This is a genomic window from Shewanella saliphila, from assembly GCF_014648295.1.
GTDB lineage: Bacteria > Pseudomonadota > Gammaproteobacteria > Enterobacterales > Shewanellaceae > Shewanella > Shewanella saliphila.
In genome coordinates, this window is the sequence record NZ_BMQV01000047.1 from 1 (window position 1) to 24507 (window position 24507).

At 41.8% G+C, this 24507-nt stretch carries 22 protein-coding genes and 3 tRNA genes; 17 read left to right on the plus strand and 8 right to left on the minus strand.

Annotation, left to right across the window (positions count from 1 at the left end; genetic code table 11):
- Nucleotides 1–163 precede the first annotated feature (163 nt).
- The gene (locus IEY48_RS17205; protein WP_188922544.1) at nucleotides 164–364 is read left to right on the plus strand and encodes a PspC domain-containing protein; all 201 of its coding nucleotides are present in this window, start codon (nucleotides 164–166) and stop codon (nucleotides 362–364) included.
- Between the two features lie 72 nt (nucleotides 365–436).
- Here IEY48_RS17205 and IEY48_RS17210 read toward each other — a convergent pair whose 3' ends face one another.
- Nucleotides 437–1174, minus strand: coding sequence for an enoyl-CoA hydratase-related protein (locus IEY48_RS17210; RefSeq protein WP_188922547.1), 738 nt, complete (start codon nucleotides 1172–1174; stop codon nucleotides 437–439).
- 34 nt (nucleotides 1175–1208) lie between these two features.
- Between IEY48_RS17210 and IEY48_RS17215 the strand changes: the two genes are divergently transcribed.
- The 3 genes from IEY48_RS17215 to IEY48_RS17225 are packed head-to-tail and all read left to right on the plus strand — an operon-like array spanning nucleotide 1209 to nucleotide 3418.
- Entirely contained in the window at nucleotides 1209–1697 is a 489-nt protein-coding gene (locus IEY48_RS17215; RefSeq protein ID WP_188922549.1) for a copper chaperone PCu(A)C, read from the plus strand.
- 12 nt (nucleotides 1698–1709) lie between these two features.
- Complete coding sequence (locus tag IEY48_RS17220; RefSeq protein ID WP_188922552.1) at nucleotides 1710–2681, plus strand: DUF2333 family protein; 972 nt, start codon at nucleotides 1710–1712, stop codon at nucleotides 2679–2681.
- A gap of 2 nt (nucleotides 2682–2683) precedes the next feature.
- Nucleotides 2684–3418: a TIGR04219 family outer membrane beta-barrel protein gene (locus IEY48_RS17225; RefSeq protein ID WP_188922554.1), complete on the plus strand. Its 735-nt coding sequence runs from the start codon at nucleotides 2684–2686 to the stop codon at nucleotides 3416–3418.
- A gap of 73 nt (nucleotides 3419–3491) precedes the next feature.
- Here the strand turns inward: IEY48_RS17225 and tolC are convergent, their stop codons facing one another.
- Nucleotides 3492–4793: an outer membrane channel protein TolC gene (gene tolC / locus IEY48_RS17230; RefSeq protein ID WP_188922556.1), complete on the minus strand. Its 1302-nt coding sequence runs from the start codon at nucleotides 4791–4793 to the stop codon at nucleotides 3492–3494.
- Nucleotides 4794–5235: 442 nt separating this feature from the next.
- Here tolC and nudF point away from each other — a divergent pair, with 442 nt between their 5' ends.
- The 7 genes from nudF (at nucleotide 5236) to parC (ending at nucleotide 13269) form a co-directional block, all read left to right on the plus strand.
- On the plus strand, nucleotides 5236–5862 hold the full coding sequence (nudF, locus tag IEY48_RS17235) for an ADP-ribose diphosphatase (RefSeq protein ID WP_188922558.1): 627 nt from the start codon (nucleotides 5236–5238) through the stop codon (nucleotides 5860–5862).
- 38 nt (nucleotides 5863–5900) lie between these two features.
- A complete protein-coding gene (locus IEY48_RS17240; protein ID WP_188922601.1) occupies nucleotides 5901–6338 on the plus strand; it encodes a DUF1249 domain-containing protein in 438 nt (145 codons plus the stop codon).
- A 33-nt stretch (nucleotides 6339–6371) separates the two neighbouring features.
- Nucleotides 6372–7211: a 3',5'-cyclic-AMP phosphodiesterase gene (gene cpdA / locus IEY48_RS17245; protein WP_188922560.1), complete on the plus strand. Its 840-nt coding sequence runs from the start codon at nucleotides 6372–6374 to the stop codon at nucleotides 7209–7211.
- 22 nt (nucleotides 7212–7233) lie between these two features.
- Nucleotides 7234–7806: a YqiA/YcfP family alpha/beta fold hydrolase gene (locus IEY48_RS17250; RefSeq protein ID WP_188922562.1), complete on the plus strand. Its 573-nt coding sequence runs from the start codon at nucleotides 7234–7236 to the stop codon at nucleotides 7804–7806.
- A 71-nt stretch (nucleotides 7807–7877) separates the two neighbouring features.
- On the plus strand, nucleotides 7878–9764 hold the full coding sequence (gene parE / locus IEY48_RS17255; RefSeq protein ID WP_188922564.1) for a DNA topoisomerase IV subunit B: 1887 nt from the start codon (nucleotides 7878–7880) through the stop codon (nucleotides 9762–9764).
- A 52-nt stretch (nucleotides 9765–9816) separates the two neighbouring features.
- On the plus strand, nucleotides 9817–10968 hold the full coding sequence (locus IEY48_RS17260) for a PQQ-dependent sugar dehydrogenase (RefSeq protein ID WP_188922566.1): 1152 nt from the start codon (nucleotides 9817–9819) through the stop codon (nucleotides 10966–10968).
- A complete protein-coding gene (parC, locus tag IEY48_RS17265; RefSeq protein WP_188922568.1) occupies nucleotides 10969–13269 on the plus strand; it encodes a DNA topoisomerase IV subunit A in 2301 nt (766 codons plus the stop codon).
- A 173-nt stretch (nucleotides 13270–13442) separates the two neighbouring features.
- Here the strand turns inward: parC and IEY48_RS17270 are convergent, their stop codons facing one another.
- The 6 genes from IEY48_RS17270 to rsgA form a co-directional block, all read right to left on the minus strand.
- On the minus strand, nucleotides 13443–13634 hold the full coding sequence (locus IEY48_RS17270) for a bacterioferritin-associated ferredoxin (protein WP_188922570.1): 192 nt from the start codon (nucleotides 13632–13634) through the stop codon (nucleotides 13443–13445).
- A gap of 179 nt (nucleotides 13635–13813) precedes the next feature.
- Nucleotides 13814–14770 carry a D-2-hydroxyacid dehydrogenase gene (locus IEY48_RS17275; RefSeq protein ID WP_188922572.1) on the minus strand — a complete coding sequence of 319 codons (957 nt, stop codon included), beginning with the start codon at nucleotides 14768–14770 and terminating at the stop codon, nucleotides 13814–13816.
- A 23-nt stretch (nucleotides 14771–14793) separates the two neighbouring features.
- Complete coding sequence (locus tag IEY48_RS17280) at nucleotides 14794–15528, minus strand: glycerophosphodiester phosphodiesterase (protein ID WP_188922574.1); 735 nt, start codon at nucleotides 15526–15528, stop codon at nucleotides 14794–14796.
- An 18-nt stretch (nucleotides 15529–15546) separates the two neighbouring features.
- Nucleotides 15547–18753, minus strand: a complete 3207-nt coding sequence (locus IEY48_RS17285; RefSeq protein WP_188922576.1) for a mechanosensitive ion channel domain-containing protein — start codon at nucleotides 18751–18753, stop codon at nucleotides 15547–15549.
- 217 nt (nucleotides 18754–18970) lie between these two features.
- Nucleotides 18971–19852, minus strand: coding sequence for an archaetidylserine decarboxylase (asd, locus tag IEY48_RS17290; protein ID WP_188922578.1), 882 nt, complete (start codon nucleotides 19850–19852; stop codon nucleotides 18971–18973).
- Nucleotides 19853–19905: 53 nt separating this feature from the next.
- On the minus strand, nucleotides 19906–20964 hold the full coding sequence (gene rsgA / locus IEY48_RS17295; RefSeq protein WP_188922580.1) for a small ribosomal subunit biogenesis GTPase RsgA: 1059 nt from the start codon (nucleotides 20962–20964) through the stop codon (nucleotides 19906–19908).
- Nucleotides 20965–21075: 111 nt separating this feature from the next.
- Between rsgA and orn the strand changes: the two genes are divergently transcribed.
- The 6 genes from orn to tsaE all read left to right on the plus strand — a co-directional run bounded on the left by orn (nucleotide 21076) and on the right by tsaE (nucleotide 24507).
- Nucleotides 21076–21621, plus strand: a complete 546-nt coding sequence (gene orn, locus IEY48_RS17300; protein ID WP_188922582.1) for an oligoribonuclease — start codon at nucleotides 21076–21078, stop codon at nucleotides 21619–21621.
- A 274-nt stretch (nucleotides 21622–21895) separates the two neighbouring features.
- Nucleotides 21896–21971, plus strand: a tRNA-Gly gene (locus IEY48_RS17305).
- Between the two features lie 207 nt (nucleotides 21972–22178).
- A tRNA-Gly gene (locus IEY48_RS17310) sits at nucleotides 22179–22254 on the plus strand.
- 136 nt (nucleotides 22255–22390) lie between these two features.
- A tRNA-Gly gene (locus tag IEY48_RS17315) sits at nucleotides 22391–22466 on the plus strand.
- A gap of 955 nt (nucleotides 22467–23421) precedes the next feature.
- The gene (locus tag IEY48_RS17320) at nucleotides 23422–23877 is read left to right on the plus strand and encodes a hypothetical protein (protein WP_188922584.1); all 456 of its coding nucleotides are present in this window, start codon (nucleotides 23422–23424) and stop codon (nucleotides 23875–23877) included.
- 171 nt (nucleotides 23878–24048) lie between these two features.
- Nucleotides 24049–24507 carry a tRNA (adenosine(37)-N6)-threonylcarbamoyltransferase complex ATPase subunit type 1 TsaE gene (gene tsaE, locus IEY48_RS17325; RefSeq protein ID WP_188922585.1) on the plus strand — a complete coding sequence of 153 codons (459 nt, stop codon included), beginning with the start codon at nucleotides 24049–24051 and terminating at the stop codon, nucleotides 24505–24507.

The following is a 24507-nucleotide window of genomic DNA, read 5'->3' on the forward strand; positions in this document are numbered from 1 at the left end:
ACCTTCAAAGGGAAGCATACCAGCTAAACAAAAACGAGCCTGGATGAAAACAGCATACTTAGAAGCAGTATTAAATGCCGGATTCAGTGATGTGGCTAATTAATAAACACTCATGCGGTTGCCCTGATTATTTAGATGGTTACACATTACAGGAGAACAAAATATGAATCGTTTAATCAATCGCTTACAAGATGAAGCTCGGATTATATGTGGTGTATCGGCTAACTTAGCCAAGCAATACGGTTGGTCGTTGTTGTGGACGCGTATTGTTACCATTGGCTTAGTGGTGACTAACCCGAGTATCAGTTTAGCGGCGTATTTTATTGTTGCCGTTGTGATGAGCCAAAAAACTTCACGCTTTTAATGCTCATCCTGTCGTCAACTCATGGGGTGAGCGGGGTAATAAGCCCCCGCGACTAATATATAAAGCTGATGACTATTTGTTTAAAAAAGCCTTAAAACGTTGTTTCGCTTCATCACTTTGTAAACGCTTGGCAAATTGAACCAGTTCTAATTTCATTTGGGCTTTAACTTGAGCCTGATTATGACGTAATAGTTGTTTTGATGCTTGCATAGACAAAGGTGGCTGAGCCGCCAATTTTTTTGCTTGCGCTAGACTGAAGCTAATAAGTTCATCTGGGGCAACCACACGATTAATCAAATTTAACTGCGCAGCAGTCTCAGCATCAAAAGCATTACCTAATAATATCAACTCGGCAGCTTTTTGTTGGCCAACAATAGACGGCAACAATATGCTTGAAGCCGCTTCAGGTACTAAGGCTAAATTGACAAAAGGCATTTGGAATTTGGCTTTATTGTCGGCATAAACCAAGTCGCAATGGAGCAGTAAGGTTGTGCCAATCCCTACCGCAGCCCCCGTTACGGCTGCTACCACAGGTTTTTTTAGATCTAATAAACAAAACAAGAATTTAACCGTTGGGTGATTATCATCTAGTGCGCCACTTTGTAAAAAGTCTACGATATCATTGCCAGAGGTAAAGCAGTCGTCAGTACCATGAAACATAAAGGCACGAATGTCATTGTCGGCTTCACCTTGGATCAGGTATTCTGTGAGTTGTTGATACATTTCTAGATTAAAAGCATTGCGCTTTTCTGGACGATTAAAACTGATGATACGTACGCCTTGATCATCTCTTACCTGAATATGACTCATTCGTAACTTCCTATAGTGAATGCGAGTGGTTTACATGGAGTTTAAGACATTGAAAGCAATATTCAAACACCTGTTTAACTTTTTAGTGTTATCATCGTTATCATTCGCGGCAACGGCAAACGTTATTTTAGTTGACGGTTATGTCAGAGCGATGCCAGCGAGTGTGCCTAATACTGCGGCTTATTTTACGTTAGAAAATCATACTGCTCATGCAGTTACACTCGTTGAGGTTAACACTGCCATAGCGAAAGAAGCGCAGTTACACACGATAATTGAAGAAAACGGCATGGTTAAAATGCGTCAAGTTGCAGGGTTTTCAATTCCGTCACACGGAAAATTGACTCTGCAACCGACAGGTGACCATGTCATGTTATTGTCTTTAACCGCGCCATTAGTGGTTGATGATAAAGTACCTTTAGAGTTAATTTTTGAAGATGGTCAGCAACTTATGATTGAGTTGCCTGTCTTAAAACAGCCAGTCTCTCAAGACGGCGAACAAGCAGACCATCATCACCATCATTAAGGAGTGATATTGATGCAAGTTACTAGGAATAAAATTTTAGGCGTGGTTGGGGTACTTTTTTTAGTGCTTTATATTATTAGTGTGTGGTGGAGTATTGAGCCAGACCCAATAAAGCCTGTTTCTGCGCAAACCGATAACTCCAAAAAAATTATTGGTTATAGCACCACCAGTTCATTAATTTTGACCATGGAAACCCTGCTCGATAAACCCGGTGGATGGTTATCAAATGATGTTATGCCACCTTCATTAATGATGGATAACATGCCTGCCTTTGAGTTTGGGGCGTTAGAGCAAGTGCGCGATTTAGCCTTAATTATGCGTAAAGAGTTCAGTCGCTCACAGTCGCAATCTACTGCTGATAATGACTTACTTGCTGCGCATTCTAAGTTAAATATTGAAAACACCAGTTGGTTAGTACCAAGTGCTGAAGGCGAATATCGCGAAGCGATCAAATTACTGAAACTTTATCGTGCTAAAATTAGCGACGCTAACAACAATAATGCACAATTCTATGCCCGTGCTGATAACTTAAATGAGTGGCTTAAAGAAGTTCAAAAGCGTTTAGGTAGTATGTCACAGCGTTTATCTGCTAGTGTTGGCCAAGAGCGTTTAAACACCGATTTAGCCGGTGACATTGCAGCGCGTCAGTCAACACCTGGTTTATCAAGTAGTGAAATTAAAACCAGCTGGTGGAAAATTGATGACGTGTTTTATGAAAGCCGCGGTTCTGCTTGGGCATTGTTGAACTTTATGCGCGCCATTGAAGTTGATTTTGCTGATGTATTAGAAAAGAAAAATGCAGAAGTGAGCTTGCGTCAAATTATTCGTGAGCTTGAGGCCACTCAACAAACAGTTTGGAGCCCTATCGTGCTTAACGGCAACGGTTTTGGTTTAGTGGCTAATCACTCATTAGTGATGGCTAACTATATATCGCGTGCTAATGCTGCGGTAATTGATTTAACTAACTTACTTTCCCAAGGATAATGATGAAAAAGACTCTTCTTGCCACCGCTGTAGTGGGTTTATTAAGCATGTCATCAGCTCATGCGGCAACTGTTGTGGGTTTTAAAGTAGGCGCTGATTATTGGCTCGCCGATACAACAAATTCATTTAATGATGACTCAGGCGTGAGCCACAATTTTGATGATGATGGTTCACAAGGCAGTGTTTGGATTGCGGTTGAGCATCCGCTGCCGTTTTTGCCTAATCTAAAAATTCGTGAAAACCGTTTAGAATCGAGTGCTGGGTTGTCTAATGTTGATTTTACCTTTAATGATAATGCATTCAGTGGTGATGTTTCTGTTACAAACAATCTCAATAATACTGACTTTGTGTTGTATTATGAAATTTTAGACAACGACCTGGTGTCAGTTGATTTAGGTGCGGCATACAAGCAAATGGACGGCTCAATTCGCGTGTCTGATGCGGGTCACCCAGAAGAAGTTGATATCGACAGTGGGATCATCATGGGTTATGCCAACGCGCAAGTTGGTATGGTTGGGTTAGGCTTATTTGGCTTTGCTGACGTACTGCTAGGCGTTGATGAATCAAACGTGTATGACTACAGTGTGGGTTTAGGTTGGCAGTTTGAAAGCTTAGCTGTTGATACCCTAGTGCGTGTCGGCTATCGTGATTTTAATTTTGATGTGAGTCACTTTTCAGGTGTGTCGCAAAACACTCAGTTTAAAGGTGCTTTTGCCGGTATTGAATTACGTTTTTAAGTTGAAATGACAACAATAAAAACCGCCAACTGGCGGTTTTTTTATGTGTTGCATTTATGACGTTACACGAAGATTACTCTGTGATCAGTCCGTTGTTAATCGAAATAATGTCGTCTTCGCTCAATGTTCCAGCGGCCTGTTTAAGCGCTAGGATTGAGTTAATGTAGCCATAACGCGCTTCAGACAACTGACGCTTTGAATCGTATAAGGTACTTGTGCTATCGAGTACATCAACGATGGTACGAGTACCCACTTCAAATCCCGCTTGAGTGGCTTTTAGCGCACTCTCTGATGAAACAACAGATTGCTCATATGCTCTGATAGAGCTAATCGATGCGGTCACGTTGTTGAAGTTCTTACGGACATTTTTAGTGACACTACGGTGCGTTTGTTCTAGTTTTTCACTGGCTTCAACATAAGCAAATTGTGCTTGCTTAACTTGTGAAGTCACTGCAAAACCTTCAAAAATTGGCACACTTAGTGTTACCCCAACAGAGGTGGTGTCGTAATCAGGGCCAGGATTAAGAACAGCAGTATTGTCGTAACCTGCACTTAAGCTTAATGATGGCATGTGACCTGCTTTGTATAAGCTAATTGTCTCGTTGGCAATATCTTTTGCAATACGCTGAGTCATTAAGTCAATGCTGCTATTTTCTGCCATTTTCAACCAATCAGCTGATGATGCTGGGGTTGGAGTGCCGGCAGAAAAGCGATTAGTGTCTAATACGTCAATTGACTGGTGATCAACACCGGTAATTTCACGCAATGCTTCGTAGCTGTTGTCTAGGGTGTTTAAGGCTAAAATTTCAAGCGCTGAAGCTAAATCATATTGTGCTTGCGCTTCATGTACGTCGGTAATCGCAGTTAAGCCTACGGCAAAGCGCTGCTTAGTTTGCTCAAGTTGACGTTCAATCGCTGCTTTTTCAGCACCCTGGAACTCGTAGTTATCTTTAGCGGCTAATACATCAAAATAGGCGGTAGTTACGCGGGTAATTAACGATTGTAATGTTGATGCATAAGTTGAATCAGCTTGCGATGCAGCCATTTCAGCCAATGATAAACCCACCCATGCACTATGATCGTATATTACTTGGCTTAGGCTAATGCCACTGGTCACTGTTTCGCTGTTACTTGAACTGCTTGGATCATACCAATATTTAGCATAACCAACGCTAGCACTGATTGTAGGCAATAATGGTGCGCGATTTTCTTCAATACTTTCAAATAACGCATCTCTTTGAGCTTTAGCTTGTAAAACGATAGGGTCGCTAGTCAACGCCTGCTGATAAATTTCTAATAAATTGTCAGCTTGTGCCGCCGGTGCCGCTATAGCAAATGCTAATGCTGCGTATAATGAACCAATTTTGAATTTCATTTGCTGCCCTTATAGACAATGCCTCATATGTATAGAGGTGTTATAAATTTGATTAATTTGGTCATGCAATATCGTTAAGATCTGGGTAGATAAGTGAAATCGTCTTAACGTTGCAATCTGTTGGCGCCCATAGCGCTGTATATTAAAAATACTTCACAATACTTTATAAGCATTGTGCACTATTTTTATATCTACCGTGCACATTAAATAGTATTGATTTTTTAATTTTCAAGTCAAATTTGAAGTGTAACAGATTTTATTTTTTTTAAAGCATTTTGTGGACGTTTGCCACCTGTCGTTTAGTTATTAATTATGCTCGGGGTTATTGCCTTTTTAAGGAGGATTTTTATCTCGAAGACAATTTAACCCACAAAGTTCAATAATCTCTAATGAACCTGATAAAATGCCCTTTAAGTACGTGATTTTATCGACAAGGAAAAATATGTCTGACTCTTCAAATTTATCGTTTTTTGATGCCGATGCTGATTTTAAGCTGTTATCTAAAAAAGTGTTGTACCAAGGTTTTTTTCGGTTAGACGAGTACAAGTTTAAACATAAATTGTTCAAAGGCGGCTGGAGCGGTGAGGTAACCCGTGAAGTGTTTGAACGAGGTAGTGCCGTTGTGGTATTACCCTATGATCCTATTCGTGACGAAGTCGTATTAATTGAGCAAATACGTGTACCAGCATTAGCGAGTACTAAATCAATCTGGCTTCTTGAGCTAGTGGCAGGTATGATTGAGCCCGGCGAATCGCCAGAGCAAGTTGCTACGCGTGAATTAGCCGAAGAAGCCGGATTAAGCTTACAAAGTTTAACCCCTATAAACAGTTATTTAGTTAGTCCTGGTGGGACTACCGAGCGCTTTTTTCTGTTTTGGGGGCAAGTCGACGCAACACAAGCGTCCGGTATTCATGGGTTGGACCATGAAAATGAAGATATACGTGTCCATGTGGTTAGCCGTCAACAAGCCTACGACTGGGTTAATAGTGGGCGCATAGACAATGCTTCAACTGTGTTAGGTATTCAGTGGTTAATGCTGAACTACCAAACCATCCGCGGCACACTTTAAAAGATTTAGCATATAGGTTTACAGATAGGAACGTTTGGGTGACAGAGTTTAACCACAATAAAAAGCAAAAATATCAACCGAATGTCAGTGCTTTTTTGGCTGTTTGCGGTCGAAATTACGCACATATTTTAAAATGGTTGCCCGAGCAATTCACTGTTAATGAACCTTGGCATGTTAAAGGCGAGTTTGGCACCTTGCTGGTTAATCTTATCGAAAACACCAAATACACTCAGTTGATTGAAATTTCTCGCCCTATAGCAAATGGACATTTTTTTAAATCTCCAAAAGCCGTGGTGCGCATTTATCACGACGCTCAATTGGCAGAAGTGTTAACTAGCCAACAGATTTACCGATTAAAGCCAGTGTATGATTATCCTAATATACATATGCATCATAGCGATGAAAAATTTCAAGTGAATGCATTTCTTGAAGAATTATTAAAAATTGGAGCAAGGAAAATACCTTGCCAATCGTAATTTATTTATTGTTTATACTGTTAGGAATCATTAGTGCTTAAAGACACAGTGCATTATTCTGTTGCTGAAAGTGAACCTGTGCGATTAGTCCAAGTGACTGATCCGCATCTTTTTGCCGATCCTGAAGGTCAGTTGCTCGGTGTGAATACCACACAAAGCTTCCAAGCCGTTCTTAACACGTTCAGCGCAACTCAATACCCAGCCGACATTTTATTGGCCACTGGCGACATCAGCCAAGATTATTCGCCTGAGTCTTATCAGCATTTTGTTGATAAGATTGAGGCGCTTGATTTACCGTGCCATTACTTACCTGGTAATCATGACGACCCTCGCCTAATGGCTGTGCGCATGCAAGGCGATCATGTTTTTGGTCAACAGATTATTGATATTGGACCTTGGTTAATCTTGATGCTTGACTCCACTGTGCGCGGTAAGCCGGGTGGATACTTAGGCGAAAAACAATTTGAGTTAATTGATGCTGCAGTAAAAGCGTATCCTGATAAACACGTATTATTAGTGATGCATCATAATCCAATTTTAATGCAATGCGCCTGGCTTGATCAGCATTGCATGGCCAATGGCGAAGACTTTTTAGCCCGTACTAGTCGCTATCCTCAAGTGAAAGGGGTTTTGTGGGGCCATGTGCATCAACAAGTTGATAAATTGCATCCTGGGCCACACGGTGATATTCCATTAATGGCAACTCCATCTACCTGTATTCAATTTAAGCCACTTTCGTCTTATTTTGCTTTAGATACAGTGCAACCCGGTTATCGTTTGCTGGAGTTGAGTGGCGATGGTAGCATTCGTACTAATGTTTACCGGGTACCAGGGAATCGCTTTTCACCAGATAATGAAGCGAGTGGGTACTGATATAACCGACTCGCGAGGAAGTATGCTGCTTTATATACATGGTTTTAATAGCTCGCCCCAGTCTGACAAGGCCGTGCAAACAGCTCAGTATATTAACCAGCATTATCCGCACGTTGATTTTCACCAACCTCAGTTACCTTCTTCGCCGCATACGGCTATGTCGTTATTATGCGAGATTACCGAACGGGCAAAGCAACAAGGGCAAACATTACGCTTTATTGGGTCATCTTTAGGGGGGTATTTTGCCAGTTATTTGACTGAAACCTATGGTGGAAAAGCAGTTTTGGTCAATCCAGCGGTAAAACCATTCGAATTATTTGAAGAGTTTATCGGGCCTCAATATAATCCCTATACCAACGAGCATTATCAGGTGTTGCCACAACACCGACAAGACGTTGCCCATTTTGACACGCAGGTTATCCGACACCCAGATCGTTTTTTGGTGCTGTTGCAAACTGGTGACGAAGTGTTAGATTATCGACAAGCATTACATAAATATCATAGCTGCGAATTACATTTAGAGCCCAATGGCGACCATAGTTTTGTCGGCTACGAACAACAATTAGATAAAATTTGTAATTTTATTCAGCTGTAACGATTTTGCGTTATAAAATAACGACTAATTTGAGCTAACTTTGGCTCCATTTAACTCCAGATGTGTGGACTATGACCAACCAATATACTTCAGATGCGATTGAGGTCCTTAACGGACTTGACCCGGTAAAGCGCCGTCCTGGTATGTATACCGATACCACCCGACCAAACCACCTAGGGCAAGAAGTAATTGATAATAGCGTCGATGAGGCGTTGGCTGGCCATGCAACAAAAATCGACGTTATCTTACATGCTGATAATTCACTTGAAGTCACTGATGATGGTCGTGGTATGCCGGTGGATATTCACCCTGAAGAAGGCATTCCTGGGGTTGAGTTAATTTTAACGAAACTGCATGCTGGTGGTAAATTCTCCAACAAAAACTATCAGTTTTCGGGCGGTTTGCACGGTGTGGGGATTTCTGTTGTCAATGCCTTATCTACGCGTGTTGAAATTACGGTGCGCCGTGATGCTCAAGTGTACGACATGGCCTTTGAGAACGGCTTTAAAGTTGAAGATCTAAATGTTACGGGCACATGTGGCCGCCGTAATACCGGTACTCGAGTGCATTTCTGGCCTGATGTCAGCTATTTTGACTCACCTAATTTTTCGGTAAGTAAGCTTATTTATTTACTGCGCGCTAAAGCGGTATTGTGCCCAGGCTTGCGGATTAAATTTACCAACAAACACACCAATGAAGTGCACGAATGGTTTTATGAAAGCGGCCTAACTGATTACTTGCAAGAAGCAGTAAAAGGTTCACTGATGCTGCCAGAAGAGCCTTTTGTGGGCAGTTTTAAAGGTGAATTAGAAGCCGCAGACTGGGCGATAACCTGGTTACCTGAAGGCGGTGAAAGTCTCAATGAAAGCTACGTAAACTTAATCCCAACGCCACTAGGCGGAACTCACGTAAATGGTTTTAGGCAGGGCTTACTTGAGTCCATGCGTGAATTTTGTGAATTTCGTAATTTAGTGCCTCGCGGCATCAAGTTGTCTCCTGAAGACATTTGGGATCGAGCGGCATTTATTTTGTCGATCAAAATGCAAGACCCACAATTTGCTGGGCAAACCAAAGAAAAACTCTCAAGTCGTCAAAGCTCTGCCTTTGTATCGGGCATTGTTCGTGATGCGTTTTCGTTGTGGTTAAACTCAAATACTGAGCTCGCTGAGCAATTGGCAGAGTTGTGTATTAGTAATGCTCAGCGCCGCTTAAAAGCGGCTAAAAAAATTGCCCGTAAAAAAGTGGTATCAGGCCCAGCCTTACCCGGTAAGTTAACCGATTGCAGTGGCCAAGACCCAATGCGAGGGGAGTTATTTTTAGTCGAAGGTGACTCTGCTGGTGGTAGTGCGAAACAGGCTCGCGACCGGGAGTTTCAGGCGATTATGCCGCTGAGAGGTAAGATTTTAAATACCTGGGAGGTCGACGCATCTCAGGTATTAGGCTCGCAAGAAGTGCACAATATTTCGATTGCGATTGGTTGCGACCCAGACAGCGAAGATATATCGGAGCTGCGTTATGGCAAAATTTGTATTCTAGCCGATGCTGACTCCGACGGACTGCATATTGCGACATTATTGTGTGCATTATTTATGAAGCATTACCGTGTGTTAGTGGAAAAAGGTCATGTGTATATTGCCATGCCGCCACTGTTTCGTATTGATATAGGTAAAGAGGTTTTTTACGCATTAGATGAAGCAGAAAAAACCGGGATTTTGGATCGTTTAGTTGCCGAAAAGAAAAAAGGCAAAGTGCAAGTCACTCGATTTAAAGGGCTAGGTGAAATGAACCCTTTGCAGCTACGTGAAACAACAATGGACCCTAATACTCGACGTTTAGTGCAACTGACCATTGATGATGCCGAAGAAACATTGTCGTTAATGGACATGTTGCTTGCTAAAAAGCGCGCACCTGACCGAAAAGACTGGCTAGAAACCAAAGGCGATCTTGCGTTACTTTAAGCTTTTGTATTACCGTCAATCATTATGAATATAAGGCAAAAATAAATTTACCATGCAGTATTCTAGATTTCGATCTTATTTCAATCTTGGCGGTAAGTTCGCATGTGCAGGACTGATGTTATTAGGATTGTTACCCACATCGTCTGTATTCGCGGCTCAGTCAGTGATGATCACTGTCACCAAAGGTTTTGGGCTCAGTTTGTTTGCCTCTGATTTGGGCGACATTAAACAAATGACATTGGGAGACGATGGCACGTTGTTTGTAGGCTCGCAAAAAAGTGGGACTGTCTATGCTTTGGTCGACAGCGACCAAAATGGTCAAGTCGACAAACGTTATTTAATTGCACGAGGCCTTGAATACCCAGAAGCGCTAGCATTTCATGATGGTGCGTTATATGTCACCGAAGAAGACCGTATTATTCGTTTTGAAGAGATTGAATCGCGCTTGCGCCGTCCAGGTCGTGCCCGAGAAGTGTATTCAAACTTACCCAGCTTAGATAAAAAATACTCTCGTGCCATGCGTTTTGGCCCAGATGACCGTTTATATGTGTCCATCGGCTCGCCCTGCAACGTGTGTGAAGCGGCTTCGCCATTTAGCAGTATTCTTGCCATTGATGTCGACAGTGGTGCCAGTGAGCAAATTGCCTTAGGGCTTCGCAGTGTCACCGGTTTTGACTGGTCGCCAGAAACCAATAAATTGTGGTTTGCCGATTTAGGCCGAAACTGGATGGGCGATAATATCCCCGCTGATGAGATTAACCGTGTTGAACTAAAAGGTAGCCACTATGGCTTTCCATATTTACACGGTAGCGATGTGGTTGAACCGGCGTACGATAAACCTAAAAATTTAAATGTGATCGTGCCTGAGTTTGAGTTGCCTGCACATGTTGCGCCTACCGGGCTCAGTTTTTATCGTGGCGAGCAATTTCCAGAGCGTTATCGCAACCAAATCTTTGTCGCAGAAAACGGTTCTTGGAACCGTTCAAGTAAAGTGGGCTATCAAATCGTGATGCTCGAAATTGAAGATGACAAAGTCAATAAACGTGAAACTGTGGTGAGTTTTTTAGATGGAGAATTTCCCGTCGCCCGTCCATTTGACGTGATCAATGCCCCAGATGGCTCAATGTACATATCAGATGACCTAAAAGGTAATATTTACCGTCTGTTTTATAACACAGCCGAACAATCACAGGAATCTAACTAAATGAGTGATTCGATTGAATTAAGCCTAGATGGCGTAGAGCAAATGCCACTGCGGCGCTTTACCGAAGAGGCTTATTTAAACTATTCAATGTACGTCATTATGGACCGTGCTTTACCGCATATTGGTGATGGCTTAAAACCGGTACAACGCCGTATTATTTACGCGATGAGCGAGCTGGGCCTTTCGGCACAATCTAAACATAAAAAATCAGCCCGTACAGTCGGTGATGTATTAGGTAAATACCATCCACATGGCGACAGTGCTTGTTATGAAGCCATGGTGTTAATGGCGCAGCCATTTTCGTATCGCTATCCACTTGTTGACGGACAAGGTAACTGGGGTGCACCAGATGACCCTAAATCTTTCGCGGCAATGCGTTATACCGAAGCAAGATTATCTAAATTCTCTGAAGTTTTATTGTCCGAGTTAGGCCAAGGTACAGTGGAATGGGGCGCCAACTTTGACGGCACCATGAAAGAACCTAAAACCCTACCTGCAAGATTACCGCATATTTTATTGAACGGTATTACCGGTATTGCGGTTGGTATGGCAACCGATATTCCACCGCATAACGTCCGCGAATTAGTGTCGGCTTGTGTTGAGTTAATTGATAATCCTAAAACAGAATTAAACCGCTTGATGGAGTTAGTGCCAGGCCCTGACTACCCAACAGAAGCTGAAATTATTACCCCTCGCGCAGACATTGAAAAGATTTATGCCAGCGGTAAAGGCTCGATTAAGATGCGCGCTGTGTATAGCGAAGAGCACGGTGAAATCGTGATTACGTCTCTGCCGCATCAAGCCAGTAGCGGTAAAATTTTAGAGCAAATAGCCAACCAGATGCAGGCTAAAAAGCTGCCGATGGTGTCAGACTTACGTGATGAGTCAGATCATGAAAACCCTGTTCGCTTGGTGATTGTACCTCGCTCAAACCGCATTGACTGTGAGCAGTTAATGACGCATTTGTTTGCCACCACAGACTTAGAAAAAAGTTTTAGAGTTAATTTAAACGTACTGGGTTTAGATGGGCGTCCACAAGTTAAAGGCCTAAAAACCCTATTAACAGAATGGTTAGAGTACCGCGTAAGCACGGTGACTCGTCGTTTACAGTATCGTTTAGACAAAGTGTTAGCGCGTTTACATATTTTAGAAGCGTTAATGGTCGCGTTTTTAAACATTGACGAAGTGATTGAGATTATTCGTTTTCATGACGAGCCTAAAGCGGAGTTAATGGCGCGCTTTAATTTGTCAGATAAACAAGCTGAAGCGATTTTAGAATTAAAATTACGCCACCTTGCCAAGCTTGAAGAATTTAAGATTAAAACTGAGCAAGATGAGTTGGCTGCAGAGCGTGACAAACTTGAGTTACTTTTAAGCTCAGACCGCCGCTTAAAAACCTTAGTTAAAAAAGAACTCATTCAAGACGGTCAAACCTATGGTGATGACCGCCGCTCACCGATTATTGAGCGTATTGATGCTAAAGCATTAACAGAACAAGAGCTTACCCCTGCCGAATCTGTCACCGTGGTGTTATCTGATAAAGGCTGGGTACGCTGTGCTAAAGGCCATGATATCGATGTAGAAGGTTTGTCGTATAAGGCTGGCGATAATTACTTATGCAGTGCCATGGGTAAGAGCAACCAGGCGGCGGTATTTATAGACTCAACAGGACGTGCATTTGCCACCGACAGTCATACATTGCCATCAGCCCGTAGCCAAGGAGAGCCGATTACCACGCGCTTTAATATGGCACCGGGTGCGACTATGCAGCATGTCTTAATGGGCAGCGATGAGCAGTTCTTCTTATTAGCAACCGATGCCGGCTATGGTTTTATTTGCGCATACCCAGACATGGTCAGCCGCAACAAAGCGGGTAAAGCATTACTGACGTTACCCACCAACGCCTTGGCATTAGTGCCTAAACGAATCAATAAGCAAGCTGAGCAATCACTATTAGCCATTACCTCAGAAGGGCGGATGTTGATGTTTAGCATCGATGCACTACCGCAATTATCTAAAGGTAAAGGTAATAAGATTATAGGCATTCCAACTGAACGGGCCAAAAGCCGCGAAGAAGTGCTGCTGCATCTTAATGTCGTGCCACAAAATGCGGCAGTGACCTTGTGGGCTGGTAAGCGTAAGCTAACCTTGAAACCAAGTGATTTAGAGCATTACCGAGGCGAACGTGGCCGTCGTGGTGCTAAATTGCCTAGAGGTTTACAACGTGTTGATAGCGTTGATGTTGAGATGGGCACTATTGTTGACGATAGCGTCGACGAAACACCAGATAACCTCGTTTAAGCTAAATTGTATAAACAAAAATGCTGCTCATTGAGCAGCATTTTTTTATGGCTTAAATATTTACGATGAAGATGGTAAATAAAGGAGGCGGAGAAGCGGGCAATAAAATTCGGCTGAGACAGGGTTAGTCAATAACCCTTTTAAATGAAAGCGGCTTATGTACGGCGTAAGAATTAAGCCACTTCGTAAAAATTTGGTTCAAAATCAAGCTGTGTTTGAATAATTTGATTGGCCATACGTGCACATTTGCCACATTGATCTGCTACGCCTAAACGTTTTTTTACATCAGCCAATGAACTGTCGCCTAAGCTCACAGCGGCTTTGATTTGAGAATCAGTAATGGCATGACAAAGACAAACGTACATAAAGAAAGCCTCTTAGCTCAAAGTTTCAATGCTCTAGAAAGTAATCTAATTCTAAATGAAAACAGTTATCATTGGCAATTACTTTTTTTGAGTATATTGATCATTTTTAATACGTTTTGATCTGAGTCTCATTATTAACCAAGCTCAACAGCCAGCAAAATGGGCTTAATGATGCAGTTCTAATACCCTTGATTTGGGTCAACCACAAAGTGTAAAGGCAAAGATTGTTGCCATAATAAATAGTTTTGGCTAAAAATATCAACCACTTGATCCGGTGAGCTCGGCGCTGCAATATGGGGTGTGATGATGACATTAGGCAAACGCCACAGAGGGTGTTCAGTTGCAAGAGGCTCCTGGTCAAAGACATCTAATATTGCCTGGCGTTGAGGGCATTGTGTTAATTCGTGCTGTAAAGCGCCAAGCTCAATCGCATTACCTCGGCCAATATTAAATAACATTGCTGTTGACTTAAGCAGTGCAAGGGTTGTGTTATTCAGTAAATGTGTTGTTTGTACAGTATTGGGCAATACACTGACAACCACATCTGCAGCAGGCAAGTGTGTTGCTATATTGTCGATGCTATCAAGTTGATTAAACGGCTCAACAACGCTGCCACGCCTATTTAAGCCGGTTGCCATCATACCAAAATGGCGCGCGGTACTGGCAATATGTTGGGCAATTGAACCCGTTCCCAAAATCAACATATTTAGCCCTTGTAGGCTGCTAAATGATTTGGGTTGCCACTGTTGCCGTACTTGTTGCTGTTGATACAGTGCATGGTGGCGATAATGACTGAGTAAATAACCAAAGACATACTCACTTATTAACGGCCCAAATACCCCACGAATATTGGTTAATGTATAGTCATGCTTTAGCTGTGGAGGCATTAATGCATCAACACCAGAGTAAGTTGACTGTAACCATTTTAGTTGTGTACGGTTTGTCGTCGCCTGAATTGGTGGGGTTAAATAAGGTACGGCTAAATGGGGATCTGCCAGCCATATATCAGCGTGTTGAACACTTTGTTGTGGGTCGTGTTTATCATCCAAAATCGTCAAATTTGGCAGTTTTTTACTGGCTAATAATTGACGGTAATGTTGATTATTATTAGTCAATAACAGCAGTTTATGGCTCATAACGTTACAGATACCTTATGGTATTAATCAAACCACGTTAGCAGGGGCACTGACACAGGTAAAGCGGCAGCGGCTATTGCTTTATCTGGATAATTACTGAAAATCCCGTCTACGCCTATCGCTTTGAGTGTATTAATATCATCCACATTATCGACAGTATAGACATACACTTTTGCGCCGCGCTGATGGGCATCATCAACGATTGCTTGGCTAATAAATGCCGCATCAAGATGAAGAGAATAAGCATGTAAATCGCTTACCACTTTAGCTAAGTCAGTGGGTATACCACCTAATAATGGTGCAATAACCACTTGGGATAGTTGTTGTTTTATTTGCGCTAAATATAAGTGATTAAACGATGATATCAGTAACTGCTGCGCGGTAAAGTTTAACGATGCTAGGATCTGCGGATACATGTCGATAAATGGCTCGACGCAGCCGACACCTTTGAGTTCGATGTTAACGATGCAATCACCATTGCTGAGGCTATCAATACGAGTCAGCACCTCCCACAGGCTGGGTATCGGCTCTCCACCGACAGTGACTTTGCATAAGTCTGCTTTAGTGCTGAGATGAATTAAGCCATAACCGTTGGATTTGCCCTCTAGGCGGCGATCATGAAAAACCACCAATTCGCCTTCAACACAATGTACGTCAATCTCAATGGCTTTAGCCCCTAATTCGAGCGCTTTATCCATTGCGGCTAATGTGTTTTCAGGTGCGTAACCGCTAGCTCCACGGTGAGCAAAAACCAGCATAACAATTCCTTAATTCGGTTAGCCTTTGAACAGAACCTGTGATTCTTTTTGATTACTTTTGAGGTGAACTTCCATTTGTGGATAAGCAAGTTCAACGTTGTTTTCTTTTAATTTTTTAGTAATACGCTTATGCAGGTTATGGCGTAACGGCCAGCGTGCAGACATGTCTTTGGCATAAGAGCGTACTTCATAATCTTGAGTATGAGCACCAAAACCAGCAAACCAGACTTCAGGCTCAGGGATTGCTAATGACAAGTCGCATTCACGCACCGCTTGATGAAGCAGCATTTCAACTTTGGTAGGGTCAGCATCGCGCGACACTGACACTTTAACAATGACTCGGGTAATAGGATCAGACAACGACCAGTTAACTAATTGCTCGGTAATAAAGGCTTTATTGGGCACGATAATTTCTTTGCGGTCCCAGTCAACAATCGTGGTAGCACGAATTTGAATTTTACTCACCGTACCGGTGAGATCGCGAATGGTTACCGTGTCGCCAATGCGGATGGGTTTTTCAAATAAAATAATCAGACCAGAGATAAAGTTAGCAAAAATTTCTTGTAAACCAAAACCCAAACCAACGGAGAGGGCAGCGACTAGCCACTGCAATTTAGACCATTCCATCCCCAAGGTTGAAAAACCAAATAACATACCAAAAAACAACACCAAGTAGCTGCTCACTGTGGTAATGGCAAAGCTGGTACCCGGAGCAAGGTCGAGGCGCTGTAATAGCATTAACTCAAGTAAACCAGGTAGGTTTTTGGCAATAACCGCTGAAAAGCCGACGAGAATAATGCCAAACATAATCGATTTTAGGGTAATGGGCAGTTGTTGCTCAATGCCATTTAAGGTGCTGGTGGTAGTCCATAAAGTAATGCCATCTAAAAAAGAGAACACGGCGGTATGAGTTTGTGCCAACACGCCCAATAAACTGGCAAAGAAAGCCAGAAAAAGGATAGACCTCATTAAGCCTAATGACTGGCTCGAGATGGTTTCTAAATCAACAATGGGCTCTTCGTAGGTTTCGATAGGCTCATTGTTTAATTCACCTCTTTCACGCTGTGCAAGTCGCTCAGCACGTTTGGCTTTTGCACGGTCGAACGCAATTAAACGTCGCTCAATTAACATCCATCGTTTGATTAATTGATAGATAAGAATAAAGCCAAGCCCTAATAGGACGGATATTTGTAACTGCAACAGCAATTGGAACGCAGTAAAATAATAACCAACACTCGCGAGTAATGCGCTAAATATAGGCGTGACAATCAATATCGCCCATGCCGTCTTTTGCACTAAAACTAAGTTATTGGCATTGGGTTTATTTTTACGATATTCCTCAATCAACACCATCATGTTTTTATATAGCATAAACAATAAGATACAAAATATGATAAAGGCTCCACGACCAATGCTGTTACGCACTAATGATGTTTCTAATGCTTCGGTAAAGCCCATTAGCCCAATTAATGGGGCTGATATAACCACAAACGACACCATGATTTTTTGTGCTTTATTAACGATATTTTTAGGTCGTCTGAAATGGCTAATTAAAATGCCTTTATCAATTGTGAGCAGGTAAAAGAATCGATAAATAAGATAACTCACCCCTATCGTGGTGACGCCCATTCCTAATGCATGCACCACATTTTGCTCGGAGCGACAAAATATCATCCCGGCGACAATCACCGGCAACGGCTTTATCAGGGCGTAAAGCAGGCTGATAATAAGCGTTTTAATGGTGTATTTGAATTTATCTTGGGTCACATTACCGACATACACAGAATAACGACTGATGGCGTTATTAAACTTTGGCGTTAGCATGTCTTGAGCCATTAAGCATGACAGCAGCAAAATAAGCCACCAAGCCCAGTAAAAGCTTTGATTTGCCCATGTTTGTTGCAATGCATCTAGCTGACTGGGTTGCACCAACCAAATCGTGCTTTGGGTAAGATCAATAAGCCATAATCCTCCAATGCCTGGTGCATTAGGTACCCAAAAAAGATGTTCGTTAAGAGTGTTTTTAAGGGTGTTATGTAATTGATTGAGTTGCTCGTAGCCAATCCGTAATTTTGCAAATTCAGCTAAATATTGGTCATACCCCTGCAGTAATTGCTCAATTAATATTTGTTGCGACTGTAACAATTTAACTTGGGTTTCGTTAAAGAGTTGGCTGTTATCGAGCTGTTGTGTGTTGAGTGCTTGCTGTTGTTCTAACTGATAGCGTTGTAATCGGGCATCAGCCAGCTCTGTCTGCAGTTTGTCTAAACTCGGTGGCTTGGGTAATGACTGCAGCATTTGTAAAAAGCGATCGCCAAACGCTGAGTTTGTTTTAACCCAGGTGATTTGTTCTAGCACGTTGGCTAATTGCGCATTTTGAGACTGATAACGTTTCTCTATTCGCTGTTGTCTCTCAACCACTGAGCTGTGGTTACTCGTTAAGGTTTGCAGTTGTTGTGCATATTGCTGATTAGACTGACTTAACTCTTGAGACAACGGGTCGGCTAGCTCTTGCTCATCGATTAAGTTATTGGCAATGGTGTCGGCCGTTTGCTGTTGGCGATATTCAATATTTTGCTTATTAATGAGTTCGATAAAGCTTTCTTGTTGGCTTAAATTTAAACGATTAACTTGCTGTTGTAATTGCACGATTTCAAGTTGCTTAGGATTAGCTAAACGCTCAGCTTGGAGCGTGGCAATATGTTGGCTTAATAAGTCAGCCTGGAGCTTATTGCGCTTGCCTAAAGGCGTTTCAATTGGTGCTTGCTGAGTTTTATTATGTTGGATTAACGCATTTTCAGCCTGGGCAATTAATGTCGGTAGTTGGGTTTGGCGTTGGGAAATTTGTCGTATTTGTTGCGTTAAGTATGATTCGGTTTCTTTTAGCTCAGACAAGTGAAAATAAGCCATTGAAGCTTGCTGGTTAAGATCGATTTCTTCATCAAGTGCTAACGGTTTTTGTGCATCACGTAACTGTTGGTTGAGTGACAACTTGGCTTCATTATTAGAGTGCTCAATATTAGTGTAGGTTTGCTGCTCAATTTGCAGCTCAGTAATACTGCCTTCAAGCTCTGTAATTTGAGTTTGAATATCGAGCGGCTTATTATCAGCTTGATTATTAAGCCCCAGGCGTTTATCGAGCGTGATAGGTGTATTGGCATAAGCGGGCGCCAACAAACAAGAAAACACAATTACACACAGTAAAAAATACGCTAGACGTAACATATCACTAAGCTCAAGTTGGAATAGGCTAATGGTAGCAAACTTAATGAATTATATTCTATTTTTTTTGAGTCTTTAGGGGCTTTAGCTTAACGCTTTTATGGTAAATCAGATGAATTATAATCATGTTATGTATTGCACATAAAAAAAGCCGTATCTTAATAAAAATACGGCTTTATTGAGCTTGTTAATTTACAGCTTTTTAGGCGGTTGTTTTAGCTTATTCTGCGTCTTTTACTGGCTGATTAAGCTTTGCAAACACTTGCCCCATACGGGTTGTTTCGCCAGGTTCAACACCGTCGGCAAAAGTTTCAATGGCATCTTGTGCAAATAACATTACCACTGTGCTGCCCAGTTTAAAACGACCCATTTCAGCGCCTTTTTCTAAGGTTAACGCTTCAGGACCTGTGGTTGGGTAATCCCAGCTAAAGACTTGTTTGCCACCTGGTGGTGTAACCGTACCGGCCCAAATGGTTTCAATACTGGCCACAATAGTTGCCCCAACAAGTACCATTGCAAGTGGACCTGATGCTGTTTCAAATATGGCCACTACGCGCTCGTTACGGGCAAATAACCCTGGCACATTCTGAGCGGTTAATGGATTAACCGAAAATAACTCACCTGGTACGTAGGTCATTTTAGACAAGGTGCCAGTGATGGGCATATGAATACGATGATAATCTTTTGGTGCGAGGTAAATGGTCGCAAAGTCTCCGCCATCAAAACGTGCAGCATCGTCTTTATTGCCACCTAGTAGCGCTTCAGAGGTGTAGCTGTGGCCTTTGGCTTGAAAAATATTACCAGCCTCAATTGGCCCGCACTGGCTTACTGCACCATCAACGGGATGGGCCATAATATGCGCATCTTGGTTAATTGGGCGAAGCTCTGGCTTTAAAGCTCGGGTAAAAAAGTCATTAAAGGTTTTATAAGCTTCTGGCTCAGGCTGTTTGGCTTCAGACATATCAATTTTGTACTGTTTGATAAACCATTTAATCGCAGCCGTTGTAATGGCGCCCACTTCTGCAGCAGCAAACTTGCCGACTAAACGCGACAGAAAATGTTTGGGCAGCATGTATTGCAAAGCAATTTTAATCGAGTCCAATGTGTTTCCTTTATATTCTCTGGTTGAACCATATGTAGGGTCCAGTCATTGTATTATTCATCAATTGCGCGAAAATGTCTCGCATGACGTTGCTCATCTAAACTGGCAATAATACGATGATAGTTGTTAAATCTATCTTGGGTAATGTGTCCGGCTTCGAGTGCTTCACGCAGAGCGCAACCAGGATCGTCACCGTGTTTACAGTCGCGGAACTTGCAGGTTCCTAAAAAATCTCTAAATTCAATAAAGCACCAACCTACTCGAGTGGCGTCTAAATGCCATAGCGCAAATTCTCGAACACCTGGTGAGTCAATTAAATCGCCGCCACTTTGAAAATGAAGTAATTTTGCTGTGGTGGTGGTGTGCTGACCTAATCCTGAGTTGTCTGATACATCACCTATTAATAAGTCTGCTTCAGGCATTAACGCATTTATCAGTGATGACTTGCCTACTCCGGATTGACCTGCAAATACGCTGACTTTTTCGTTAAGCAAGGCTTTTATGTCTTCTACGCCTTCACCCGTATGGCTACTGACACGGTAAACGGGGTACCCAATGGCCTGATAACGCGCAAGCGCTTGTTCAATTTCATCCCGGTTTTCATCATTTAATAAATCGATTTTATTTAAAATAATGATCGGTGGAATATCGGTGTCTTCACTGGCAACAAGGTAGCGATCGATAATTTGTGTCGTAAAACTGGGGAGTACTGATGACACGATCAATATTTGATCTATGTTGGCGGCAATAATTTTAACGCCATCATACAAGTCTGGTCGAGTGAGTGACGATTTACGCGGGTGGACAGCTTCAACAATACCACCAATACTTGAACTCGCTTGCACTTCAGTGGCTAAGCGAACGATAACGTTATCGCCAGTAACTAAACTGGTTACCGCTCGACGAATATTACAGCGCGACACTGTGCCGTCGCTTGTTTCAATGTCGGCGTGTTGGCCAAAACGCGAAATCACGACACCCGATTGCTCAGGGCCTAATAAATTGTCCTGTAATTCAGGAGCGTCGTTAGCATCGCTTCGTTTTAGTCGCTTAGTCTGATTCGCACGCATTCGGCGTAATTGACCTTGGCTTAGTGGTTTCTTTTTACTCACAGGCTTATCTTCATTAAATAGGTGTTTTTTTGTGTCTCAAAAAAACAGTATGATACACACTCTTTTATAAAAAAGCCTGAATTTAGGCGATAGACAATATAAGGCGACATAATGGCTGCTGATGCGAATAACCTAATTTGGGTTGATTTAGAAATGACTGGTTTAGAACCTGCTGTCGATAGAGTCATTGAAATTGCAACCTTAGTGACTGATCAAGAACTAAATATTATTGCTCAAGGTCCTGTTTTAGCGATTTATCAAACCGACGAAGTATTGGCCACAATGGATGATTGGAATCAAAAGCATCATGGTGAATCGGGTTTAGTTGACCGTGTTCGTGCCAGTCAATGCTCAGAGGAAGATGCAATTAGGCAAACAATTGAGTTTTTAGCTCAATATGTGCCTAAAGGTGCATCGCCTATGTGTGGTAATAGCATTGGCCAAGATCGCCGTTTTTTAAATAAGTACATGTTAGAACTTGAAGAGTACTTCCATTATCGCAACATCGACGTAAGCACCATTAAAGAATTAGTACGTCGTTGGAACCCTGAAACCATGAATGGTTTTAGCAAGAAAAATACTCACCAAGCACTCGAAGATATTAAAGAGTCGATCGCAGAATTGCAGTTTTATCGCAAAGAAGTATTTAAAATTTAACCAATCGAACAATTTTTTTAAAAAAGGGGGTTGCAGCATAGTAAAATTTACCTATAATGCGGCCTCAACTTTCTACAGAGCACCAAACTCTGAATCATAGAAAGTCGAAATGAAATTTGAAAATTTGAAATGCGACATTAGCTCAGTTGGCACAGGTTGAAAATGATACCTTGTTGATTGTTTCAAATGAAGCAAACAGTACGCGACATTAGCTCAGTTGGTACAGGTTGAAAGACGATACCTTGTTGATTGTTACAAATGAAGCAAACAGTACGCGACATTAGCTCAGTTGGTAGAGCGATACCTTGCCAAGGTATAGGTCATCGGTTCGAACCCGATATGTCGCTCCAAATTTCAGATGATGCGAGCTAGACTCTGTTGGTAAAGATATACCTTGCCAAGCTAACAGAGATAACAGCGTCATCGGTTCGAACCTCTCTTTGTTTAAAAAGAAAGTTCGCTCCAAATTTCAAGTAATTTGAAATGCGACATTAGCTCAGTTGGCACAGGTTGAAAGACGATACCTTGCTGATTGTTACAAATGAAGCAAATAGTACGCGACATTAGCTCAGTTGGTAGAGCGATACCTTGCCAAGGTATAGGTCATCGGTTCGAACCCGATATGTCGCTCCAAATTACAGACGACATTAGATTGATTCAGCTGGTAGAGCGATACCTTGCCAAGCTAACAAAGATAACAGCGTCATCGGTTCGAACCTCTCTTTATTTAAAAGACTGTTCGCTCCAAATTACAAATACTTTTTGATTTGCGACATTAGCTCAGTTGGTAGAGCGATACCTTACCAAGGTATAGGTCATCGGTTCGAACCCGATATGTCGCTCCAAATCAATATTCTCTTTTCAAGCTCTCCTTGTTAACAATTCTTAGCGAAACTCTACGCGCTAAATCTGTATTGATTTTTGATTTGCGACATTAGCTCAGTTGCGTTAATTATAAGAGTCGATACCCATCTTTTTCCAAGGTATAGGTCATCGGTTCGAACCGCTCTTTGTTAAAAAAGAAAGGTCGCTCCAAATCAATCTTCAATCTTCTATTTTCAATGTCTCCCTGTTAACAATTCCTAGCGAAACTCTACGCGCTAAATCTGTATTGATTTTTGGTTTGCGACATTAGCTCAGTTGCGTTAATTATAAGAGTCGATACCCATCTTTTTTCCAAGCTAGAAGAGATAACAGCGTCATCGGTTCGAACCTCTCTTTGTTTAAAAGACTGTTCGCTCCAAATCACCTTTCTTGCTACAAATCACTCTTATTGCTCCAAAAGCCCAAACTCTAAAATCCCCATCTTTTTTAGCCAAGCTAACAGAGATAAAAGCGTCATCGGTTCGAACCGCTCTTTGTTAAAAAGAAAGGTCGCTCCAAATCAACCTTCTCGTTTCAAACTCATTCCTTCAAATTCCTCAGAGCCAAATATTATCAGTTTAATTATCTTTTTGTGTCGCTTATATTCACTCCAAATTCTCATCATCAATTAACCTAAATGTTACATGTTTTGTGAAGATACAGAGGTTGTTTAGCGTTTAAAACTTGAACAATATCGGTGTTTTTTAAGCATTGAGTGTATTTTCACTGTTATTTGCAGGTTTGGATGTTAAAAAAATCTGAGAAGAATTAACAAAACTCGTGATCTATCACTCACTTCTTCATGAATCTCTAAATTAGGAGGTGTTAGAGGATTAAAAACATGACATTGCGCAAGTAATTTCCGCTCACAATCTTTGATAATCAACTCAAGATAAATTTTCCTAAGTTGTTAGGGCTTTAAACGAGGTGTGTATTATGCGGATTCAACAACTGAGCGAATTACTTGATTATGTAGCGAAATGTCATCTCGATATGGAGAAGCTTTATAAACGCTTAGATCGTAATGCAGACTCTTCAAGAGTGAAGATGATGTTGACTTATTTTCAACAACATCAAAGACATATTTATGAAACGCTAGAAAGTTACATCGAAGATGCACCATCAAGAATTTTAAATACCTGGTATAAAGACGTTACATTCGAAGATTTTAGCAAACGCTGTGCAGAAACAACGCTGCCCGCCAACATGCATGAAGATGAAGTACTTGAACTGCACCTCGATTTAGAAAACCGTTTGATTGCATTACTCGAAAAAACCGCTATCAGCAGCCCAACAGAAGAAATTAAGAGTGCATTAATGGATTTAGTTCGCGTTGCGCAAACTCAGCAAAAACGCTTAGTTCACAGCACAATCCGTATGGATGATATTTAACGAGTAATTCTAAACCTAGCATTGACTTCCTGAAGTGTATTTTGCCAGCTATCCCCAATAGCTGGCTTTTTTATTAACAAAAAATAACCGCCATAACAGTGGGAGTTCCGGTTCAACTTCTGGTATATTTAGCATTCTTGTACCCCTTTTTTACGGAAGCTGAATTTACCGATGACATCGCTGCTTAAAACCCTTGAAAATGAACAAGCTACTGTGGCGCTTGGACAACAAATTGCGCAGTGGATGGTGCCGCCATTAACCTTATACCTTACCGGTGACTTAGGGGCGGGTAAAACAACATTTAGTCGGGGGATTATTCAAAGCTTAGGTCATAAAGGGGCGGTTAAAAGTCCAACTTATACCTTGGTTGAGCCTTATGAGTTTGATGATATGGATGTGTTTCATTTTGACTTGTACCGCTTAAGTGATCCAGAAGAATTAGAGTTTATGGGCATTCGTGATTACTTTACTAACAAAAGCATTTGTTTAGTCGAGTGGCCAAATAATGGTCATGGCCTATTGCCTGAGGCTGACATTCATTTGCATTTACGCTATAAAGAATCTCAAAGACAAGTTGAATTAAACGCCTTAACCCCTGCAGGGCAGGCAATAATTGATAAATTAAAATAA

What these genes read in the sequence shown, in the direction of transcription:
- IEY48_RS17205 (WP_188922544.1), top strand. Translation starts at nt 164, where the DNA reads ATGAATCGTTTAATCAATCGCTTACAAGATGAAGCTCGGATTATATGT.
- IEY48_RS17210 (WP_188922547.1), bottom strand. Translation starts at nt 1,174, where the DNA reads ATGAGTCATATTCAGGTAAGAGATGATCAAGGCGTACGTATCATCAGT.
- IEY48_RS17215 (WP_188922549.1), top strand. Translation starts at nt 1,209, where the DNA reads ATGGAGTTTAAGACATTGAAAGCAATATTCAAACACCTGTTTAACTTT.
- IEY48_RS17220 (WP_188922552.1), top strand. Translation starts at nt 1,710, where the DNA reads ATGCAAGTTACTAGGAATAAAATTTTAGGCGTGGTTGGGGTACTTTTT.
- IEY48_RS17225 (WP_188922554.1), top strand. Translation starts at nt 2,684, where the DNA reads ATGAAAAAGACTCTTCTTGCCACCGCTGTAGTGGGTTTATTAAGCATG.
- tolC (WP_188922556.1), bottom strand. Translation starts at nt 4,793, where the DNA reads ATGAAATTCAAAATTGGTTCATTATACGCAGCATTAGCATTTGCTATA.
- nudF (WP_188922558.1), top strand. Translation starts at nt 5,236, where the DNA reads ATGTCTGACTCTTCAAATTTATCGTTTTTTGATGCCGATGCTGATTTT.
- IEY48_RS17250 (WP_188922562.1), top strand. Translation starts at nt 7,234, where the DNA reads ATGCTGCTTTATATACATGGTTTTAATAGCTCGCCCCAGTCTGACAAG.
- parE (WP_188922564.1), top strand. Translation starts at nt 7,878, where the DNA reads ATGACCAACCAATATACTTCAGATGCGATTGAGGTCCTTAACGGACTT.
- IEY48_RS17260 (WP_188922566.1), top strand. Translation starts at nt 9,817, where the DNA reads ATGCAGTATTCTAGATTTCGATCTTATTTCAATCTTGGCGGTAAGTTC.
- parC (WP_188922568.1), top strand. Translation starts at nt 10,969, where the DNA reads ATGAGTGATTCGATTGAATTAAGCCTAGATGGCGTAGAGCAAATGCCA.
- IEY48_RS17270 (WP_188922570.1), bottom strand. Translation starts at nt 13,634, where the DNA reads ATGTACGTTTGTCTTTGTCATGCCATTACTGATTCTCAAATCAAAGCC.
- IEY48_RS17275 (WP_188922572.1), bottom strand. Translation starts at nt 14,770, where the DNA reads ATGAGCCATAAACTGCTGTTATTGACTAATAATAATCAACATTACCGT.
- IEY48_RS17280 (WP_188922574.1), bottom strand. Translation starts at nt 15,528, where the DNA reads ATGCTGGTTTTTGCTCACCGTGGAGCTAGCGGTTACGCACCTGAAAAC.
- IEY48_RS17285 (WP_188922576.1), bottom strand. Translation starts at nt 18,753, where the DNA reads ATGTTACGTCTAGCGTATTTTTTACTGTGTGTAATTGTGTTTTCTTGT.
- orn (WP_188922582.1), top strand. Translation starts at nt 21,076, where the DNA reads ATGGCTGCTGATGCGAATAACCTAATTTGGGTTGATTTAGAAATGACT.
- IEY48_RS17320 (WP_188922584.1), top strand. Translation starts at nt 23,422, where the DNA reads ATGCGGATTCAACAACTGAGCGAATTACTTGATTATGTAGCGAAATGT.
- tsaE (WP_188922585.1), top strand. Translation starts at nt 24,049, where the DNA reads ATGACATCGCTGCTTAAAACCCTTGAAAATGAACAAGCTACTGTGGCG.